The 19,620-nt window shown below is 63.3% G+C and carries 17 protein-coding genes and 2 pseudogenes; 10 read left to right on the top strand and 9 right to left on the bottom strand.

Going from position 1 to position 19,620, the window contains the following annotated elements; genetic code table 11:
* Positions 1-428: 428 nt before the first annotated feature.
* Complete coding sequence (locus APT63_12510) at positions 429-1,865, bottom strand: GntR family transcriptional regulator (protein AMA46375.1); 1,437 nt, start codon at positions 1,863-1,865, stop codon at positions 429-431.
* Positions 1,866-2,463: 598 nt separating this feature from the next.
* On the opposite strand from APT63_12510, the gene APT63_12505 reads away from it, so the two are divergent.
* On the top strand, positions 2,464-3,876 hold the full coding sequence (locus APT63_12505; GenBank protein AMA46374.1) for a GABA permease: 1,413 nt from the start codon (positions 2,464-2,466) through the stop codon (positions 3,874-3,876).
* Positions 3,877-3,966: 90 nt separating this feature from the next.
* Here the strand turns inward: APT63_12505 and APT63_12500 are convergent, their stop codons facing one another.
* A complete protein-coding gene (locus APT63_12500) occupies positions 3,967-5,433 on the bottom strand; it encodes a permease (protein AMA46373.1) in 1,467 nt (488 codons plus the stop codon).
* 422 nt (positions 5,434-5,855) lie between these two features.
* Between APT63_12500 and APT63_12495 the strand changes: the two genes are divergently transcribed.
* Positions 5,856-6,467 (top strand): transcriptional regulator, encoded by a 612-nt coding sequence (locus tag APT63_12495; protein ID AMA46372.1) that lies wholly within the window; start codon positions 5,856-5,858, stop codon positions 6,465-6,467.
* Positions 6,468-6,577: 110 nt separating this feature from the next.
* Here the strand turns inward: APT63_12495 and APT63_12490 are convergent, their stop codons facing one another.
* Positions 6,578-7,900: an amino acid permease gene (locus tag APT63_12490; GenBank protein ID AMA46371.1), complete on the bottom strand. Its 1,323-nt coding sequence runs from the start codon at positions 7,898-7,900 to the stop codon at positions 6,578-6,580.
* 95 nt (positions 7,901-7,995) lie between these two features.
* Positions 7,996-8,820, bottom strand: a complete 825-nt coding sequence (locus tag APT63_12485; GenBank protein ID AMA46370.1) for a carbon-nitrogen hydrolase — start codon at positions 8,818-8,820, stop codon at positions 7,996-7,998.
* Positions 8,821-9,005: 185 nt separating this feature from the next.
* Between APT63_12485 and APT63_12480 the strand changes: the two genes are divergently transcribed.
* Complete coding sequence (locus tag APT63_12480; protein AMA46369.1) at positions 9,006-9,785, top strand: helix-turn-helix transcriptional regulator; 780 nt, start codon at positions 9,006-9,008, stop codon at positions 9,783-9,785.
* 204 nt (positions 9,786-9,989) lie between these two features.
* Here the strand turns inward: APT63_12480 and APT63_12475 are convergent.
* Both APT63_12475 and APT63_12470 read right to left on the bottom strand, forming a co-directional pair.
* Positions 9,990-10,271, bottom strand: a pseudogene (locus APT63_12475) (ArsR family transcriptional regulator).
* Positions 10,268-10,918, bottom strand: coding sequence for a peroxiredoxin (locus APT63_12470; protein ID AMA46368.1), 651 nt, complete (start codon positions 10,916-10,918; stop codon positions 10,268-10,270). The pseudogene APT63_12475 and the gene APT63_12470 overlap by 4 nt, the downstream one beginning before the upstream one ends.
* A 140-nt stretch (positions 10,919-11,058) precedes the next feature.
* On the opposite strand from APT63_12470, the gene APT63_12465 reads away from it, so the two are divergent.
* The 4 genes from APT63_12465 to APT63_12450 all read left to right on the top strand — a co-directional run bounded on the left by APT63_12465 (position 11,059) and on the right by APT63_12450 (position 14,473).
* Entirely contained in the window at positions 11,059-11,979 is a 921-nt protein-coding gene (locus APT63_12465; GenBank protein ID AMA46367.1) for an MBL fold metallo-hydrolase, read from the top strand.
* Between the two features lie 142 nt (positions 11,980-12,121).
* Positions 12,122-13,351, top strand: coding sequence for a pyridine nucleotide-disulfide oxidoreductase (locus APT63_12460; protein ID AMA47886.1), 1,230 nt, complete (start codon positions 12,122-12,124; stop codon positions 13,349-13,351).
* 7 nt (positions 13,352-13,358) lie between these two features.
* The gene (locus APT63_12455) at positions 13,359-14,141 is read left to right on the top strand and encodes a hypothetical protein (GenBank protein AMA46366.1); all 783 of its coding nucleotides are present in this window, start codon (positions 13,359-13,361) and stop codon (positions 14,139-14,141) included.
* Between the two features lie 98 nt (positions 14,142-14,239).
* Positions 14,240-14,473, top strand: a complete 234-nt coding sequence (locus APT63_12450) for a hypothetical protein (protein AMA46365.1) — start codon at positions 14,240-14,242, stop codon at positions 14,471-14,473.
* Positions 14,474-14,563: 90 nt separating this feature from the next.
* On the opposite strand, the gene APT63_12445 is transcribed toward APT63_12450, so the two are convergent.
* On the bottom strand, positions 14,564-15,778 hold the full coding sequence (locus tag APT63_12445; protein AMA46364.1) for a DUF4432 domain-containing protein: 1,215 nt from the start codon (positions 15,776-15,778) through the stop codon (positions 14,564-14,566).
* 183 nt (positions 15,779-15,961) lie between these two features.
* Here APT63_12445 and APT63_12440 point away from each other — a divergent pair, with 183 nt between their 5' ends.
* The gene (locus APT63_12440; GenBank protein AMA46363.1) at positions 15,962-16,375 is read left to right on the top strand and encodes a peptidyl-tRNA hydrolase; all 414 of its coding nucleotides are present in this window, start codon (positions 15,962-15,964) and stop codon (positions 16,373-16,375) included.
* A gap of 84 nt (positions 16,376-16,459) precedes the next feature.
* A pseudogene (locus tag APT63_12435) lies at positions 16,460-16,711 on the top strand (DNA-binding protein).
* A gap of 182 nt (positions 16,712-16,893) precedes the next feature.
* Here the strand turns inward: APT63_12435 and APT63_12430 are convergent.
* Together APT63_12430 and APT63_12425 are read right to left on the bottom strand one after the other, a co-directional pair.
* Positions 16,894-18,093, bottom strand: a complete 1,200-nt coding sequence (locus APT63_12430; protein AMA46362.1) for a nicotinate phosphoribosyltransferase — start codon at positions 18,091-18,093, stop codon at positions 16,894-16,896.
* On the bottom strand, positions 18,090-18,740 hold the full coding sequence (locus APT63_12425) for a nicotinamidase (protein AMA46361.1): 651 nt from the start codon (positions 18,738-18,740) through the stop codon (positions 18,090-18,092). Before APT63_12425 ends, APT63_12430 begins: the two co-directional genes overlap by 4 nt.
* 131 nt (positions 18,741-18,871) lie before the next feature.
* Between APT63_12425 and APT63_12420 the strand changes: the two genes are divergently transcribed.
* Positions 18,872-19,582, top strand: coding sequence for an NUDIX hydrolase (locus APT63_12420; GenBank protein AMA46360.1), 711 nt, complete (start codon positions 18,872-18,874; stop codon positions 19,580-19,582).
* Positions 19,583-19,620 lie beyond the last annotated feature (38 nt).

The following is a 19,620-nucleotide window of genomic DNA, read 5'->3' as shown; positions in this document are numbered from 1 at the left end:
CTGGGTGGGAGCTGGCTTGCCAGCGATAGGGCCAGTTCATTCGCCTCAAGGCTGACAGGCCAGCATTAATCCTGTTGGTCATGTGTCGAATCTACCGCCGCTATCGCGGGCAAGCCCGCTCCCACAAGCTGCTTGCGCAGCCATGCTACATTGACGGCTGCCGGGGTCTGGGTGGGAGCTGGCTTGCCAGCGATAGGGCCCTGCCAGGCGCCGCATGCGGCCGGGCATGTACGGAGTAGAAAAGACAGTTGCTCCCACAGGGTCGCGCTTGCCTGTGTCATCTCGGATGGAGATGCGGGTGGGCTGGCTTCACCGTCTGTCCGTACGGCCGATCTGCCAGGCTGACGCAGTCCGCCTGTGGGAGCGGGCTTGCCCGCGATGAACCGCACCGCCGCATCGGACCGTGCGTCGGGCTTCCGGGACTGATCCTAGGTCTTGGCAGACATCGTCCCCGAGCGCACATGCCGCGCCAGGACCTGTTCGAACAACCCCCACATCGTCGCCTCCGTGCTGAACGCCACATTGAACCGCATCCAGCCGCTCGCCTGGGCATCGACCATGAACAGCTGCCCTGGCCCTAGCATGATGCCGTGCTCCAGCGCGTCGTCCAGCAGCGCGGCGCTGTCGGGCAGGTCAGGGTGACGCGTCCAGACGTACATGCCCTCGTCCGACTCGACGAACAGCTCGAAGCCCAGGCGATGCAACTGCTGGCCGACCACACGGTGCGCGTCGGCCAGTCGCTGGCGTAGACGCTTGAGGTGCTTGCGCCAGCGCCCATCGATGACCGCCGCATACACCACCCGCTCCATCACCTGGGAGGTGGTCAATCCCGAACGCATCTTCAACCGCAACAGCTGCTGGATCGAGTCGGCATTGGCCAGCAGGTAACCGACGCGCACGTTCGGTGAGATGCTCTTGGAGTAGCTGCCGACGTACACCACCTGCTGCAAGTGATCCAGGCTGGCCAGGCAAGGCTGGGGCTCGGCCATCATGTCGGCGTAGAGGTTGTTCTCCACCAGTCGGAACCCGTGCTGCGCGGCCAGCTGCAGGAGCCGGTGCAGTTGGGCCAGGGGCGTACGCGAGCAGGTCGGGCTGTGCAGGTGCGGCTGGGTGAAGAACACGGTCGGGCGATACTGGTCCAGCAAGCGCTCGAGCTGGTCCAGGTCATAGCCGGCTGGTGTCCGAGGCACCCCGACCAGCGTCGCGCCCTGAAAGCGCAGGATGCTCATCAGGTTGGGATAGCCGGGGTCATCCACCAACACCACATCGCCCGGCCGCACCAGTGTGCGCACCGCCAGGTCCAGAGCCTGGCTGGCGCCATGGGTCAGCAGCAACTGCGTCGGGTTGGCGACGATGCTCAGCTCTTGCTGCAGGTTCTGCGCGGTCAACGCCCGCAGCTCGGGCAGGCCCATCGGATCACCATAGCCCGACAGTTCCAGGGGGCTGCCGGCGACCTGACGCATGCCGCGGCGCAGACCGTCCTCGTACATCCAGTCATTGGGCAGCCAGCCGCAGCCTGGCTTGTAGGGCAGTTGGCGGGTCTCGAAGATCTGCTGCAGGTACCACTCGGAATTGAAGCGCGGACGCGGCGTATCCGGTCGATGCGCGTGCTGTTCGAGCAGCTCGTTCACCGCACGATTGACGAAGAAGCCGGCATTGCCACGGCTCACCAGCAGGCCTTGGGCCACCAGGCGATCGTAGGCCTCCACCACGGTGAAGGTGCTGACCGAATAGGTGGCCGCGAAGGCGCGGATCGAAGGCACCTTGGCACCCGGCTTGAGGGTCTGGTCGTCGATCCGCTCGCGCAGCCCGTCGATGATCTGGTTGACCAGCGGGATGGGGGAGTCGGGGTGAAGTTCAAGCATGGGGTAGGCCTTCAGGGGAGAGCGTGGCAGCCAGGCGCCAGCAGGGTATCGCGGGTGTATTGCATGGGTGGCCTGTACAGTGCAGTGAGGATTTCACCTGCCTGTGCATGGCTCATTGCGACGGACATTTTTACATTAGGTGTCAGTTATCGCCACACCAAGCACGACAATGCGTCATGAACGACAGCAAAGACACTGCCGCGGTACGGTCGAGGTCCGCCTCGCGTCCTGTTTCAGGCCCGGTATGACGGAGTCTAGCCGTCATTCGGCCGTCGCACGGTTCAGTTCGTCCGGGGATCGCTCCTCGGCCGCGTAGGCAGGCCGCCATGGAAGGCCTGCGTGTGCGCTGTGCACGCCCTCCTGCTCGATTAGGCGTTGTACGTAAAGTGCCTGCGCGACGATCAGGCTGCGTTGAAAACAGGCTCGGAATGCTCATTTACCCTATGTAAACTGCGCTTCCTCACCTGTTTTCGCCTTGCCTGCTCGCCGCTCGGCGACTTTCCGTACAACGCCCAGCACTGATGTACGGGTGAAACCGATAGCCATCGGGGTTTCACGGATCTTCCTTGGATAAAAAGAAACATGGGGTACACAACTGATGGACGCAACATCTTCCTCCACCCTCGCTGCGAACGAGGAGCACGAGAGCAAGCTTAGCGCTTCTCTCAAGCCGCGCCACCTGACGATGATGTCGATCGCCGGGGTCATCGGCGGCGCCTTGTTCGTCGGCTCCGGCAGCGTGATCCACAGCGCCGGCCCAGCCGCCGTGCTGGCCTACCTGGCCGGCGGCATCCTGGTGGTGCTGATCATGCGCATGCTTGGCGAGATGGCGACGTCCTCGCCGGACACCGGCTCGTTCTCCACCTATGCCGACCGCGCCATCGGGCGTTGGGCCGGTTTCACCATCGGTTGGTTGTACTGGTGGTACTGGGTGATCCTGATGGCCTGGGAAGCCTACGTGGCGGGCAAGATCCTGCACGGCTTCTTCCCCGACGTGAGCGTCAACGTGTTCGTTCTGGCGACCACCTTGCTGCTGATCACGGTGAACTTCTTCAACGTCAAGCATTACGGCGAGTTCGAGTTCTGGTTCGCGCTGATTAAGGTCGTGGCGATCTGTTGCTTCCTGGTGGTGTGTACCGCCGCGGTCATGAACATCTGGCAGTTCGGTGAAGTGCGCGGCATGAGCCACCTGACCGCCGAAGGCTTCATGCCCAACGGCCTGACCACGGTGGTCGGCGCGTTGCTTGGCGTGATGTTCGCCTTCCTCGGTGCCGAAATCGTCACCATCGCCGCCTCCGAGTCCAAGGACCCGGCCCGTCAGATCGTCAAGGCCACCAACTCCGTGGTCTGGCGCGTGTGCCTGTTCTACGTCGGCTCGATCTTCCTGATCGTCTGCCTGGTGCCGTGGAACGACCCGCACCTGGGCGTCTCCGGCTATGGCGCCTACCGCCGTACCCTGGAACTGCTGGGTGTGCCGTACGCCGAGCTGCTGATGAATTTCGTGGTGCTGACCTCGGTGAGCAGCTGCCTGATCTCCGGCCACTACACCGCCTCGCGCATGCTGTTCTCCCTGGCCAAGCGTGGCGATGCGCCGTCGATCTTCAAGCGCACCCGTGCCAACTCCGGCGTGCCGGTGTTCGCCATCGTCGGCTCGTGCCTGGTCGCAGTGTTCTGCGCCCTGATCAACTTCAGCGAAACCCTGCGTCCCCAGGACGTGCTGGAAACCCTGATGAACACCACCGGCATGATCGCGCTACTGGTGTACCTGGTGATCGCCTTCTCGCAGCTGCGCATGCGCCGCAAGCTGATCGCCGAGGGCAAGGAAATCCAGCTCAAGATGTGGCTGTTCCCCTGGCTGACCTACCTGGTGATCGCGTTCATCGTGGTCTGCCTGGTGGTGATGGCCTTCATGCCGGACTACCAGATCCTGGTGATTTCCACGGGCGCTGCGGCAGCCCTGGTGGTCGCCATGGGTGTGGTGCATCAGATTCGGGGTGCCAAGCGCGCCTGATCCGATGACGTGAAGAACCCGCGCTCGCCTTGGGGGAGCGCGGGTTTTTTTATGGCGTTTTTCAGTGAATCCAGTGAGCGTCGCGCCTGATCAATCGGGCAGTTTGCGGGGAAGCCATACGATGGCGAGGATAGCGACGATAAGCGTGAGCAGTCCTGCGATGCCTAACGCCACATGCATGCCGGCGAGGAAAGCCTCTTTTGCCTGACCAATCGTGTCGGCGCCCAGGGATGCCTGATCGAGGGTTTCATTGAGGGTGCCGGCTACGCCAGGGCCGTACAACCGGAAGCCCAGCGCTGCGACCGAACCGAGTATGGAAATGCCGAGCGCGTTGCCAATCTCGTTGCTGGTTTCGGCAATGGACGCGGCGGCACCTGTACGCTCTGGAGGCACGGCCGATACGGCGATTTCAGCCACCAGACTGAAGGACAAGCCGTAGCCGACGCCGGCGACGAGGGTGGAGGCCACGAAGAAGATCGCGCCGTGGGCGGTCGTGGTCAGCAGTAGAAGCACCATGCCCAGAGCGATCAGCAGGTGAGTGGCGACCAAGGCCCACTTGCGCCCGATGCGTTCGACGATCGCGCTGGTCCATACGCAGGTCGCGGTGAGCACCAGTGCGCCCGGGATGGTCAGCAATGCCGTGCGGAACACATCGAACCCCAGCACCGATTGCATGTAGACGCCCCCCAGGTAGCCGGCAGCCGACCAGACCATCAGCGACAGCAAGCCTGTCAGGATGGCAAGGGTGAAGATACGGTCCTTGAACAAACGCACGTCCAGCAGAGGATGGGCCAGGTGACGTTGACGTACGACGAACCAGACCAGACCCAGAATCCCCATGACGCCAATGGCCATTTGTTCGGAGGACAATCCTTCCACCGCCCCGGTCTTCAGCGAATAGGTGAACAGCAGAATGCCCACGAACGAGAGCGCCAGGCTGGGCACATCGATCTTGCCTTCGGCAGGTGCATGCACTTCTTTGAGCAGTTGGGGGGCGAGCAGGAGGAACAGCACGACCACAGGGACGTTGATCAGGAAGACCGAGCCCCAGGTGAAGTGCTGCAGCAGCATGCCGCCGATCAGAGGGCCGACTGCAAAGCCTGCCGCGAACGTCGCTGCAAAGATGCCAATGGCTTGAGCGCGCTGCTTGGCATCTGGAAAGAGATTCGAAACGATGGCCAATCCAGACGGCAACAGGGTTGCGCCACCCAGGCCCATGAGCGCACGGAATGCGATCAGGCTGGTGGCCGATTCCGAGAAGGCAGCGCCAATGGACGCGGCCCCAAAGACACACGCGCCTACCATGACAAGCCGCAGTCGCCCGAACCGGTCACCGATGTTGCCGAACGCTACCAGCAGCGATCCGACGACGAACCCATAGATGTCCAGGATCCACAATGCCTGATCGGCGGTGGGGGTGAGGGCAGAGGTGAGGTGCGGCATGGCCAGGTAGAGCACCGAGCCATCCATGGCCACTAGCGCTACAAGTCCAAGTACTGTGAACAGGCCAAGCCAGGCGTGCCTGGAGGCAGGTGCCATGAGGGTTGCTTCTTGCATGATGAATATCCTTTAAGTGAAAGAACCTGAGACTGGGTCGCGGATCGGCACGCATTCTGATCCTTTGTAGAGCATTGAGGAGGTAGGGCTGGGTGACACACGTGGGTCAGGAAAGCGAGGGCGTTGACGGCTCTCGTCCTATGAGCAACGAAGAAGCCTGTCCAAAGCGATAAAAATAGCGCCCTGTGAAATATGTCATCGACAGACATTTTATGTCAACGAAGCATCGTCTCGTGTGTCATGCCTCGTTAGCCCGGGTGTAGGAGACTGGAATGAATTCGCTAGGCGTCAGAAATGCGGTGTCGTAGCATCCATGGCTGCGGCAAGCGGGTGGAATACCCACCGTAGGTGATCGGGTTCGACGGTAGAGAGGCGCAGTGAAGACCACAGAAGTGTTGGGGCGACGGGAGCGAAAAAAATTGATGCTGCGTGAGGCATTGATCGAAGCCGCCTACAACTTGTTCGAGCAAAAAGGGTTCGATGAGACACGTGTCGAAGACATCACCGACGAAGTCGACGTCTCATCGCGTACGTTCTTCCGCTACTTTTCGTCCAAGGAAGAGGTCGTGCTCGACTACCAGGAGGTCGAGCACGATGAAGTCATCGCAGCGCTGCAGGCTCGTCCACAAGGCGAGCCCATCCTTACCACACTGCGGCATGCGGTGGTGGAGGTGGTGCACGGATGCGAGATGGGGTCGTATGGTCTCGACTCGAACAGGTTCAACGTATTGAAGCATCTGATCCGTGGTCATCCCTTGGTCTGTGCTCGAAACCAGGAGCGGACCCAGGCACGCAAGCAGACGCTGGTCGACGTACTGGCGAGCAAAATGAGGGTCGACCCTCTGCTGGACATGCGTCCTGGCATGGTCGCTGGGGTTCTGGAATATGCCTACACCGCGGCGTATGAAATCTGGAAGGAACTGCCCGCTGGCACCCGAATGTACTCTGACGTGCTCGATGAAGTGTTCGAAGCGGTGGAGGTGGGTCTGAACTACCCTTGCCCAGCGAATGATGGCCAGGCAGGGGCTGTATGAAGGCAGGTGGCGCACAGGGCAGACTGGCAGCCTCTGCTCGATCAAGCTAAGGCGGGCATGCCCTTACGTGAAACCTTGGGCAGGATCACCAGCGCGTTGCTGCCCCTGATTCACCCTTCCTCGAACTGCATTTCCGGCGGCTGTCGACGCAGGCCGCCGGTAAGCACCAGCAGATAGACCACACCGATGACCAGCCAGGCCCCACCCAGGTAGAGGGCCATGGGGTCCAGGCTGACCATCAGCCACAGGTCGGCAACCAGGCCGATCAGCGGGAAGAGCAGGTAGACCAGCGTCGCCTTGGCACCGCGCTCGCCCTGACCGATCCAGTAGTGGAAGACCACCGACAGGTTCACCAGGCTGAAGGCCAGGAACGCGCCGAAGTTGATGAACGAGGTGGACGTGGTCACGTCCATGCGCAACGCCAGCAGGGCCACGACGCCGCACAGGACGAGGCTGATCACGGGCGTGCCGAACCGTTCGCTCAGGCGCCCGAACCAGCGCTTGGGCAGCACGCCGTCCCGGCCCATGGCGAACAGCAGCCGCGAGGCACTGGCCTGGGCGGACAGGCCCGAGGTGAACTGTCCCACGATCAAGCCGATCAGGAAGAGGCTGACGAACACGTCGCCACCGATGTTCCGGGCGATTTCATAGGCCGCCGAATCGGCGTTGGCGAATTCGGGGGAGGGATGGGCCCGCTGGACCACGTAGCTCACCGCGATGAACAGGATCCCGCCCAGCAGGGTGATCAGCAGGATCGCCCGTGGGATGGTCTTGCGCGGCTCGTGGGTTTCTTCGGTGAGGGTGCTGACTGCATCGAACCCCAGGAACGAATAGCAGGCGATGGCCGCACCGCTCATGACCAGCGGGAGCTGGAACCCGTCCTGGTAGAACGGTGCGAGCGACCAGAACGGCTGGTTCAGATTGCCTGTGGCGTAGTGGGCGGCCAGCCCGACGAAGGCTGCCAGCACCAGGAACTGCAGCAGCATCAGCACCCCATTCACCGTCTTGGCCAGCTGCAGGCCGACGATGTTGATCGCCGTGGTGACCACGATGAAGGTGATCACCCAGACGGGCTGGGGCACGTGCGGGAACGCCGAGTGCAGGTAGGCCGCCCCGATCAGCCAGATTGCCATGGGCAGGAACAGGTAATCGAGCAGCACCGCCCAGCCGGCGAGAAAACCCAGCTTGGGGCTGATGGATTTTCGCACGTAGGTGTAGGCCGAGCCGGCAACCGGGAAGGCCTTGGCCATCTTCCCATAGCTCAGGGCGGTGAACAGCATGGCGACGGCGGCGGCCAGGTAGGCGGCTGGCACTGCGCCGCCGGTGGTGTCGGCCAGGATGCCGAAGGTGCCCAGGACGATGATGGGCGTCATGTAGGCGATGCCGAACAGCGTAACCGCGCCCAGCGAAAGGGTTCGCTTCAAGTGGGGCATGTGCGTGACTCCGGATTGTGGTTGTTATGGAGTAAGGGCGTCCAGGTCAGCCACGACCTGGGCGCATGCAGATCCGAGCGGCAGGGCGCTGGCGATCAGTTCGTCTGGATCAGCAGCTCCCGCAAGCCGCAGGCGTGCTCGACGTGCTGGCCGGGCAACGTGATGCGGCGCTCGGCCAGGTAGCTGTAGTCCTGGCGGGCCTGCTGCACACGCGCCAGGTCGAGGGTCATCTGCAGCCGGCATGGCTCGCGCCCCGCTTCGCACAGTACCTGCCCATAAGGATCGACCACGGCACTGCCACCGGCGAACACCAGGTCGCCATCGCCAGCACCGACGCGGTTGACCATGACGGCGTACGCCTGGTTTTCCATGGCGCGTGCGCTGATGGCCGTGCGGTGGGTCGGGCCGTAGGGGTCCATGTTGCCGTTGGTGACCAGAATGAGCTCGGCGCCCAGCTGGCCCAGCGCCCTGGCGCTCTCGGGAAATTCAATGTCGAAGCAGATCAGCAGCCCGACCCGCACGCCCTTGAGCAGCGCGGTGGCGTAGCGATCGCCCGCGGTGAAGATGCCTTTGTCCGAGGCCCACAGGTGGGTCTTGCGGTAGGTCAGGGCAATGCCCTCGGGCGTGACCAGCACGGTCGTGTTGTAGAAGCGGCCATTGCCATCGGTTTCCGCGAGGCCGACCACCACACCCAGGTTCTTTTCCTTCGCGGCGTGCGCCACGGCCGTGAGGGTCGGGCCATCGAGCGGCTCGGCGAGGTGGGCGATGTTCTGCGCCGTGGGAAAGCCCATCAGCTGTGTTTCCGGGAACACCACCAGGTCGGTGCCGGGCGCGCAGGCGTGGATCGCCTCGAGGGTGCGCGCCAGGTTATGGGCCGTGTCGCCATCGCGACCGGCCAGTTGGACGAGTTCTACGTTCATGTCTGCTCCTGACAACGCGGCGGTGGCCGAACGTTCTGACAGCGAAAAGGCCTGGCGACGGTGTCCATGCACCGTTGAGGTAACATGGCCACGGCGCGCCGGGGGTCGGCCATGCTCGACCGAGTATGCCGCCGCAGCGCCGACCGGGGTAATTACGCCCTTGTGGTAACCCAGATGGGGTAGAGATGAACCTTACACTGCAGGACATCGCCTGGCACCGCTCGGTCGGGCAATTGATCGAGGTGCTGGACCAACCGTCGTTCTGGCTGCGCCTGGTGCGTCTGCTGGGGCAATACGTGGCATTCGACAGTTGGGTGGCGCTGCTCTTCAGCGAAGGGCGGCCCTTGGTGTATGCGGAATGCCCAGGGGCGGACGGCGGCGAAGACCCGCTGTTCCAGGATTACCTCAAGGGCCTCTACCTGCTCGACCCGTTCTACATCGCCAGCCGCGAAGCGCGGGCCGGTGGCTTGGTCCACCTGGTCGACGTGGCCCCCGAGTGCTTCGAACGCACCGACTATTACCAACGCTACTTTCGCCTCAACGTGGTTGCCGACGAGGTGCACTACAACGTTCCGCTCGAGGGCGAGCGCACGCTGTGCCTGTCGTTGGGCAGCCGCTCGCCGTTCAGTGGGCCGCAGATCGCGCTGTTGCACCTGCTGCAGCCGTGGGTGGTGGGTCTGATGCGCCAGCGGTTGCGCTTCGAAAGGGCCGCGCCTGAAGTGGCGCCCGCACCGCAGTGGCAACGCCAGCTGGAGCAGGGCAGTGGCACGTTCGAGGCACCTCTCACGGCGCGCGAGCTGGAGGTCGGGCGCATGATGCTCAGTGGCTGTTCGAGCAAGGAGATCGGCCGCAAGCTGGCCATCTCGTCGGAAACGGTGAGGGTGCATCGCAAGCACATCTACAGCAAGCTGGGCATCAAGTCGCAGTCCGAGCTGTTCGCGTTGTTTCTTCGGGCCCAGGATTGACGGGATTGTTCAGCGCGAGGGGCATGACGACCAGGCGGCGGTTTCGCCTACCCCTCAGCTGAGTTCACGCGTCACGCGAGCGAAGGTGGCGCGTTCACCCACAGGTGCGCGGGTGTGGGTCTGGATGGCCTCGGTCTGTGGCCTGCCAGGCGCGGGTACGGGGTTGGCACGCGGCTCATTCACGCCCCACAACGACAGGGTGTCCAGCAGGGCCAGGATCCGAGCATCGGCGATCGTATAAAAGATCGAGCGTGATTCGCGCCGGCTCTGCAGCAGGCCTTTCTGGCGCAGTTCGCCCAACTGCTGCGACAGGCCGGGCTGCCGCAGCCCCAGTTCGCGTTCCATCTGGCCGACCGAGCACTCGCCCTTGGCGATATGGCACAGCAGCATCAGCCGAGTCGGATTGGCGAGCACCCGGAACAGGTCGGCCGGCTCGTCGAAGCGGCTGGAGAGGGTCTCAAGGGTCGAAGATTTCGCTGTGCTCACGGCTGCCTCCAGCGGTAGTACCACGTCTCGCCTGGGGCCGGCTCGATCTGCATGGCCTGTCGAGCCTCGACGGCCGCGGGCTCCAGGAGGCGTCCACCGGGCTGCCAGCCCTCGGGTGTCGAAGCATGCTCGCGGTCGGCTGTCTGCAAGGCTGCGACAAGCCGTAGCAATTCATCGATCGACCGCCCCACGTTCATGGGATACCAGCTCATGGCCCGGACGAGCCCTTCAGGGTCGATGACGTAGGTGACGCGCACGGTAGAGCTGTCGGGCGCGCCTGTGGCGATCATGCCATAGCCCTGAGCGATGGCCATCGAAGGGTCTTCGATGATGGGAAAACCGATACGCGTGCCCAGTTTTTCTTGGATGTCCCTGAGCCAGGCCAGGTGCGAGTACAGCCCATCCACGGACAGGGCCAGCAGCGCGCAGTCCAGTGCCTCGAACCGATCCTGGGCCTTGGCGAAGGCCATGAATTCGCTGGTGCAGACCGGTGTGAAATCGGCAGGGTGCGAGAACAGCAGAAGCCATCTGCCCCGATAGTCCTTGAGCGAAACATCGCCGCACGTGGTACGGGCTTGAAAGTCTGGCGCGGGCTCGTTTAGGCGCAGTGGGGGCAGGGTCGAAGGGGCGCGAGAGGGAGCTTCCACAGCAAAGTTTCCTTGAATGAACAGGCCACATGCTATCGCTCACGCCCCATGGCGTCGATCCCAGGCGCTTGATCAAGATCAGTTAGTCAGTTAACGTAATAGTGAAACTATACCTGATTGCTTTATCCAGGAGGCATTCCATGAGCCGCCCTTCCGACATCGCACTCGCCGACGCTATCACGATCGTCGAATGCGCCAGGCCTGGCGGCCCCCTGTCGCCTGAGGTGACGTCCTTTTTCGATCAGGCAACCTTCACAGTGACCCACGTGGTCAAGGATCCTGAGAGTGATAGTTGCGCGATTATCGATAGTGTGCTGGATTTCGACCTGTGCCGCGGGCGGGTCAGCGAGCAGTCCGTCCAAGCCGTGATCGACTTCGTACGCCAGCAAGGGCTGAAGGTGCAGTGGTTGCTGGAAACCCATGTGCACGCTGATCACCTGTCGGCAGCGCAGCTGTTGCAGGCGCGTGTGGGTGGCACTGTCGCCATCGGCGCAAGGATCGCCGAGGTTCAGACCACGATGGGAGGTGTCTTCAACGATGACGGGGCGCGGCGATTCGATCGGTCGTTCCACGACGGGGACCCGTTTCGAATCGGTGCCCTTCACGCATGCGCGCTTCATGTGCCGGGTCACACCCCCGCCTGTGTGGCGTACGTGATAGGGGATGCGGTCTTTCCGGGCGATACGTTGTTCATGCCCGACTATGGAACGGCCCGCTGCGACTTCCCTGGCGGAGACAGTGCCCAGCTGTACCGCTCCATTCACCGGCTCCTGTCCTTGCCCGCACGGACGAGAGTCTTCCTCTGCCATGACTACAAAGCGCCTGGCAGAGACCATTACGCCTGGGAGACCACGATCGGCGCCCAGCGTGCTGACAACGTCCATGTGCGACCGGGCGTCGGTGAAGCGGAGTTCGTGGCCATGCGCGACGCGCGTGATGCGACCTTGACCATTCCCAGGCTGATGCTGCCTTCCCTGCAAGTGAACCTGCAGGCCGGGCATCTGCCCGCGCCGGAATCGAACGGCATCCGTTACCTGAAAATCCCGATCGATCAATTTTGAGGCAGGCGCCTGGCGATCGAGCGCGTATCGCCCCGAGGCTCACCTGGCAGGAGATAGCATGCACCGTAGTCCTTTAGACAATGACTTCCAGGGCGACCCTCGGCGGCAGGATGACCCGACGCCGCAGGCGCGTCACTACGATGTGGTCATCATCGGGGCCGGCGCTGCGGGGATCGCGGCCTGCGCCAGCCTGCTCAAGCGCAGGAAGAGCGTGCGGGTCTGCATCGTGGATCCGGCAACCTCGCACTACTACCAGCCGGGCTGGACGATGGTCGGTGCTGGCGTCTTCGAGCCGGCATCCACCGAGCGGCCCATGGCCTCGCTGGTTCCGGATGAGGTGAGCTGGGAGCGCGCCTCGGCTGCATCGTTCGACCCTGAGCGCCATCAGGTGACCCTGGATGACGGACGTTCGCTGGGCTACAGCGTGCTCATCGTGGCGCCCGGCCTCACGCTGGACTGGGAGGCCATCCCAGGGCTGGTGGAGACGCTCGGGCACAACGGTGTGACGTCCAACTACCGGTTCGATCTCGCCCCGTACACCTGGACGTTGGTGCAAGGTCTTCGTCGAGGGCGCGCGCTGTTCACTCAGCCCCCCATGCCGATCAAGTGCGCGGGCGCTCCGCAGAAAGCGATGTACCTGTCCGCCGACCACTGGCGCCGCCAAGGCGTGCTGGCCGACATCGGCATCGAATTCCATACCCCGGGAACCGCGCTGTTTGGCGTGCCTGCGTACGTGCCCGCGCTCATGGAGTACGTCGAACGCTACCGCGCCCAGCTCAATTTCGGGTCCACCCTCGTCGCGGTGGACGGGGCACAGCGCCTGGCGACCTTCCGCCAGGTCGATCCCCAGGGGCAAACCGTGGAGCGCACCGAGCACTTCGACATGCTGCATGTCTGCCCGCCCCAGAAGGCGCCGGATTTCATTCGCCGCAGTCCCTTGGCGAGCGAGGCGGGCTGGGTCGAGGTGGACGAGCAGACGCTGTGCCATACGCGCTATGCCAATGTCTTCGCCCTGGGTGACGTCAGCTCGACCACCAATGCGAAGACGGCAGCGGCGGCCCGCAAGCAGGCGCCGGTCGTCGCTGAAAATGTGCTGGCGCACCTGGACGGCAAGCCGCTTCCCGCCGCATACGATGGCTATGGCTCCTGCCCCCTGACGGTAGAGCGCGGGAAGATCGTGTTGGCCGAATTTGGCTATGGCGGAAAACTGCTACCGTCCTTTCCGGCCTGGTTGCTGGACGGTCGCAAGCCCTCCCGCTTGGCCTGGCACCTGAAAGCCGAGGGCCTTCCGCGCCTCTATTGGCATGCCATGCTCAAGGGGCGAGAGTGGCTGTGCACACCGGCCGTACGCCCCTCAAGCGCCGCAGAGTGAGCCCGACATGGCGACCCTCGGTTTGCTGCACTATGTGCTGGGCGCCTTCGCGGGTTCGGTGGTAGGCCTGACCTTGGGGCTGGTAGGGGGTGGGGGCTCCATTCTTGCGGTACCGCTGATGGTGTATCTGGTCGGCGTCGACGACCCCCATGTCGCGATTGGCACGAGCGCGTTGGCCGTGGCCGTGAACGCCGCGTTCAATCTCGTCAACCATGCGCGGCAAGGCCATGTGAAATGGGCCTGTGCATTGGTGTTCACGCTGGTGGGGCTGGCGGGTGCCTTTTTCGGCTCGATCCTGGGCCAGGCAGTCGATGGGCGCCAGCTTCTGACGCTGTTTGCGCTTTTGATGCTGGTGGTGGCGGCGCTCACGTTCCGCGCCCGTCACGGTCGTGAAGACCCCAAGGCGTCGCTGGGGCGTGACAATGCGCTTCGCTTGTCCACGGCGGGTGCCTTTACGGGTATGGTGTCGGGGTTTTTCGGCATCGGCGGCGGCTTTCTGGTCGTGCCTGGCCTCATCGCGACGACGCACATGCCAGCACTTTTTGCGGTTGGCAGCTCGCTGGTCGCCGTCACCGCCTTCGGCCTGATGACGGCCTTCAATTACGCACGCTCCGGGTTCGTTGATTGGCCATTGGCCATGAGCTTCATCCTGGGTGGCGGTATGGGCGGTGCAATAGGGGCTTGGTGTGCCTCGAGCCTGGGGCAACGCAAGGGCCTTTTGAACACGCTCTCGGCCACGGTCATCGCCTTGACTGGGCTGTATATGCTCTACCGGAGCTTCTTGTCCTAGGCTGGGTCTTCATGAGGCCAATGGCGCAAATGACGTAACATCCGGCTCACGTCTGCGCCAAACGTACTGAGCAGTGCTGCACAACCGAAGGAATCGCCGTGAAGAAAAGGTATGGACTGTATGGGGTCGTCATGCTTTGCGCTGTTGTCCTTGCCTACACACTCGGCGCTCGGCAGCAAGGGATCGCGCAAGAGGCTGCCCGGTGCATGGACCATGGTTCGATAGCCGAGCAGGATCGATGCCTGAAGGACCTTGAAATCAAGGTGGGCGAGCTGTATCAGGCCGTCAAGGCGCTCTCTGAGCAGAAGCGAGCGCCGGTGTCGGCAGGGTGACGGTCCTGGCGGCCTGAGCTTCGACTGCTCAGGCTGCCTGTCCTTGTGTCCTGAATGCGCCAGGCAAGTCGCCAACGAGGCGGGCCAGCGTCACTCTTTGGTCAGGTCCACCAGCGGCGTCTGCCGTACTTCGGTTTTGCGTCCGCCCTGGATCTCGCTCACCTGCTGCAAGGCCTTGTCTACCGCAGCCTTGTCCGCCAGCAAGCTGTACTGGATGCGGAACTGCGTGTGTGCTTTCGGGCCGAGGGTCGGCACCAGATTCAGCGGCCGCTGATACCGACGGTTGTAAGAAAAACTCGTCCCCGGCTCCAGCCCCGTGACGTAGCCCTGGCCCTGAGTATCGGTGTTCTTCCACAGCGAAAACACCGGCAGCGTGCCGGTGTTGAAACCGACCGACACGCCCAGGCTGCCAGCCTTGTTGTGCAGCACGGTCAGCGTGTCGCCCTTGGCGTCGGCATAGGGCACCACGTTGTAGACCGTCTCGTCGTAGTCCTGGGTCGGCGCGCGGTAGGTCTGCCAATCGGCCAGATCGCCCTTGGCCTTGTCGTTGAACGGTGACACCTGCTTCACCGGCGCGGCGAAGCGCGCACCCTGTTCCAGGAACGGGGCACCGAAGTTGCTGTGGTACAGCGCCTGGTATTCCTTCGGGTAGTCGCCATTGTTGGTCAGGGTGTCGTCGAGCGTGAAGGTCACGCTGCCGGGTTCGGTGACCAGTTCGGTCGCGACCGAGAAATCGACCTTTTTGAACGCTTGCTCTTTCAGTTCGCCGCGCAAGGTGATGGCGTACGGCGGCTGCTCGTCGATGTGCAGCGTCACCTTGCTCGCCGGAATGTTGGCCGCCCGACCATGCAGCGTCAGCAGCTCGCCGTTGTCGATGCCAGGGTGGCCGACCCATTCGTACCCGCAGCGGGCCACCAGCTCGTTGAAGCCTTCCAGCCAGCCCAGGCCGTTACGGCCAGTGAGTTCGATGAAGGATGGGTTGACCACCTCCTTGACCGGCGAGTCCCAACCCATGCGCACGTCACCGACCGACGCCTGCAGCACGTTCATGCCACGGGTCGGTACCACGGAGAGTTTCATCGTGCCGTTGTCGATGTCGACGATGCTGACGCCTTCCTGGCGACCGCCATGCAGCGTACGCAGGGTGACGCTGAAGGGCTTGTCGGTCTTGACCCCCAGCTGCGCGCTGGTGATCTGCCAGGGCTGGGCGGCCTTGTCGGTGTCGAGCAGGACGTAGTCCCAGGCCATGGCGTGGGACGTGGCGGACAGGGCAGCGAGGGCAAGGGACAGTCTGAGCAGGGTCATGGCGGGTGGCCTTTCTTGGGGTTGTGCCGTTTTATAGACCGGGGGAAACGTTTCAGCAAGTAGAGGTAAACGCTTTGCAGATTTACTAGGGGGTTTATAGCAGGGAGCAGGGCCTCGTCGTTTTTATGCTGGGGTAGCGCAGTGAAGGCTGTGATAATAGAAGGCAATCACAAGGGCCACGCCATGCTGACCATCTCCAATACCGTGCACCTCCCAGATGCCGACATCGAGCTGACCTACATCCGCGCGCAGGGTGCAGGGGGGCAGAACGTCAACAAGGTATCCAGCGCGGTGCACCTGCGCTTCGACATTCCCGCCTCGTCGCTGCCTGCGTTCTACAAGGAACGGCTGCTGGCGCTGCGCGACAGTCGTATCACCAGCGACGGCGTGCTGATCCTCAAGGCGCAGCAGTACCGCACCCAGGAGCAAAACCGGGCCGACGCGTTGGCGCGTCTTGCCGAGTTAATCATCGCGGCCGGCAAGACCGAGAAGAAACGCAGGCCGACCAAGCCGACCCTCGGTTCGAAGACCCGTCGCCTCGAGGGGAAGGCCCGGCGCGGTACGGTCAAGGCGGGGCGGGGGAAGGTGGAGTTCTAATGCACGGTGGTAGAGGTGCATGCCGAATGCAGTCTTGTACTAAAACAATCAGATAGACCCTAACGATGGACAGAGCTAACGAAGATGGAATTTACTTTCACGCTTAAATACCAGCTACCTACCCACGATATCGATACCGATGTCTTGATCGAGCGTTTGGGAGAGGAAGGTTGTGAAGATGCAGTGGTAGGCATTGGGCAGCTGGGAAGATTGGCCCTCACGTTCACGCGCGAAGCGGCAAGTGCGCAGGCTGCTAAGGAAAGCGCATTGGCGGACGTTCGGCGTGCAGCATCGGATGCTAGGTTGATAGAGGTCACGCCTCATCTCGTGGGGTTACCGATGTGGCAGACGTCACGAACGTGACCTGGCAGAGTCATTGAGTGCCTGTTCGGCCACTGAGGAAGCCGCTGAACCGCGCAGGCCTCGCACGTTCATGAAGGTCGCGCTGCCACGACTCTATGGAATCATGCCCTGCGGCGTGCAGGGCCCTTTCCATTCAAAACGTAGCGCAACCCCTCTCACCGCACCCCAAACACATGCCTCAAATATGCCACGAAATTCTCGTCCCGACACTGCGTCTTCCCAGGACTGTCCGAGATCTTCGCCACCGGCGCCCCATTGCACGCCGTCATCTTGATCACCATGTTCATCGGCTTGACCCCTGGAATGTCGCACGTCAGGTTCGTGCCGATCCCGAAGCTCACGTGGATCCGCCCGTGCAGCGCGCGGTACAGCTCCAGCGTCTTGGCGAAGTCCAGCCCGTCGGAGAAGATCAGCGTCTTGCTCGCCGGGTCGATCCCCAGCCGCTGGTAGTGGGCGATGGCCTTTTCGGCCCACACCAGGGGGTCGCCCGAGTCATGCCGCAAGCCGTCGAACAGCTTGGCGAAGTACAGATCGAAGTCGCGCATGAACGGGTCCATGCCGATGCAGTCGGTCAACGCGATCCCCAGCAGGCCGCGGTACTCGCGCACCCAGCACTCCAGCGCGGCGACCTGGCTGTCGACCAGGCGGGGGCCGAGTTGCTGGTGGGCCATGAACCATTCGTGGGCCATGGTGCCGATGGGCCGCAGATCGTACTCACGGGCCAGGTGCACGTTGCTGGTGCCGACGAAACGGCCCGGGAAGTCACGGGTGAGGGTGTGCACGACCTCTTCCTGCACCGGGTAGGAAAAGCGCCGGCGGGTACCGAAGTCGGCCAGTTGCAGGCCAGCCAGTTCATCGGGGCCAGCCTCGCGGCGTAGCCAGTCGAGCTTCTCGTAGAGGCGTTCGTTGACTTGGTCGAGGGTCACGTCGCGATAGCGGTAGCGGTTGCGCACTTCCGAGACGATCGCCAGCAGCGGGATCTCGTAGAGGATCACGTGCAGCCAGGGCCCGCGCACGCGGATCGCCAGCTGACCGCTGTCGTCGAGGCCGATCTGCACGTAGCGCAGGTTGAAGCGGAACAGGCTCAGGAAGCGGATGAAGTCCGGCTTGATGAACGGGATCTTCTCCAGGTAGGCCAACTGGTCGTGGGTCACCGAAACGTCGGCAAGCTGCTCCACCTGGTAGCGGATCTCGGCCAGGTAGGGGGAGAGGTCTTCGTCGTTGCGGCAGCGGAACTCCCACTCCACTTCGGCGTTGGGGTAGTTGTGCAGCACCGCCTGCATCATGGTGATCTTGTAGAAGTCGGTGTCCAGCAGGTTCTGGACGATCCGCTCGCCAAAGACGCCTTCGCTCATGGTCGTGCCTCCTGATAATCGGTGATCGCCTGGTCCAATGCGGCTTCATCAGCGCACAGGCGGATGCCGGCCGTGGCCAGCGTGGTGCAGGCGCCGTCGGCACCCGCCTCGCTCAGGGCCCGGCAGGCGGGCAGGAACAACAGCACCTCGAAGCCGGCCTCGCGCAGCTGCCGGGCGGTGGTGCTGACGCAGTAGTCCAGGGCCAGACCGCCGACGATCACCAGGCCGACGCCCTGGGCCTTGAGGTATTCGATGGCACCGGTCGAGCGCCGCTCGGCCAGGTCGTGGTAGCAGGCGCCGTAAGGGTGCAGGTCGGGCTCCACGCCTTTCCAGACAAAGTAGTCGTAGTCGATCGGGGCCGGCAGGCCTTCGAGCAGTTCGAAGCCGTAGGTGCCGGGAACGCAGTGGCTGACCCAGGTGAGGTCGGCGTTGGGCAAGGTCAGCGGCTGCAGCATCTGGGCATGTTCGGGCACGACCCAGACAGCGTTGCGCGGGTGGGCGTCCTTGCTGCCCAGGCGCAGACTGGCACGGCGGGCCATGGCATTGAGCGCCGGGGCGATTTCGTGGCCGCCGGGCACGGGCAGCTCGTCCGGTGCGTTGTGGGTGAAGCCGTTCTGGGCATCGACGTCGAAACTGGCGATCTTCATCGGGAAGCTCCTGTGCGGGAATGGCTATATATTTCACCTGGTGATATAAGTCTGTCAAGCCTTTGTGCATCGGCTTGCCAAACTTTGTGTTCCTGGTGGAATATGTCAGCCCGAATCCGTAGGAGTGAACGATGAGCAGTGCCGAAGTCCTGGCCAGCGTGGATATCGTGGCCATGCGCAAGGTCGCCGGTGCCCCGGCCCTGGAAGTGCTGTTGCACCGGCGGGAGCGCACGCCGTACCAAGGCCAGTGGGCGCTGCCGGGTGTCCTGGTCAACGGTCGCAGCGCCGATGCCAGCCTGGCGGCGGCGGCCGAGCGTGCGCTGCGCGAAAAAGCCCACGTGGTGCCGCGTCATGTCGAACAGGTCGGGACCGAAGGCAATGCCCAACGTGATCCGCGGGGTTGGTCGATGAGCACGTACTACCTGGCGCTGCTCGACCCTGAAGAGCCCGTGGAGGGGGAGGGCCTGGCCTTCTTCGACCTCGAGCGCATCCTCGGCGGTGAGCTGGCGTTGCCGTTCGACCATGCCCTGCTGGTGCGCCTGGCCCGTGAGCGGCTGGCGAGCAAGACCGTCTACAGCAGCCTGCCGCTGTACCTGACGCCCACGCGATTCACCGTGCTCGACGCGCTGCAGGCGACTCAGGCCTGCCTGGGGGCACCGGTCAACAACACCTCGCTGCGCAAGCGCCTCGAGCGTCTACGGACGGCGGGCTGGATCCAGGCCACCGGCGAGACTCTGCAGCCCAGGCTCGGCCGACCGCAGCAGGTCTACGTGCATACCCCCTGCGCCGGAGAGGTCTTCACCTTCGAGCGCAGCCTGCTGCCGGAAGGGAATGCCAGCTGAAAATGAGATTAAGCTGCATTTAAGCATCGCGCCTTACG

The organism is Pseudomonas monteilii (assembly GCA_001534745.1).
In the GTDB taxonomy this organism is placed as follows: domain Bacteria; phylum Pseudomonadota; class Gammaproteobacteria; order Pseudomonadales; family Pseudomonadaceae; genus Aquipseudomonas; species Aquipseudomonas alabamensis.
Note: the sequence above shows the minus strand (reverse complement) of the source record. Positions and strands in the feature narration are given on the sequence as shown.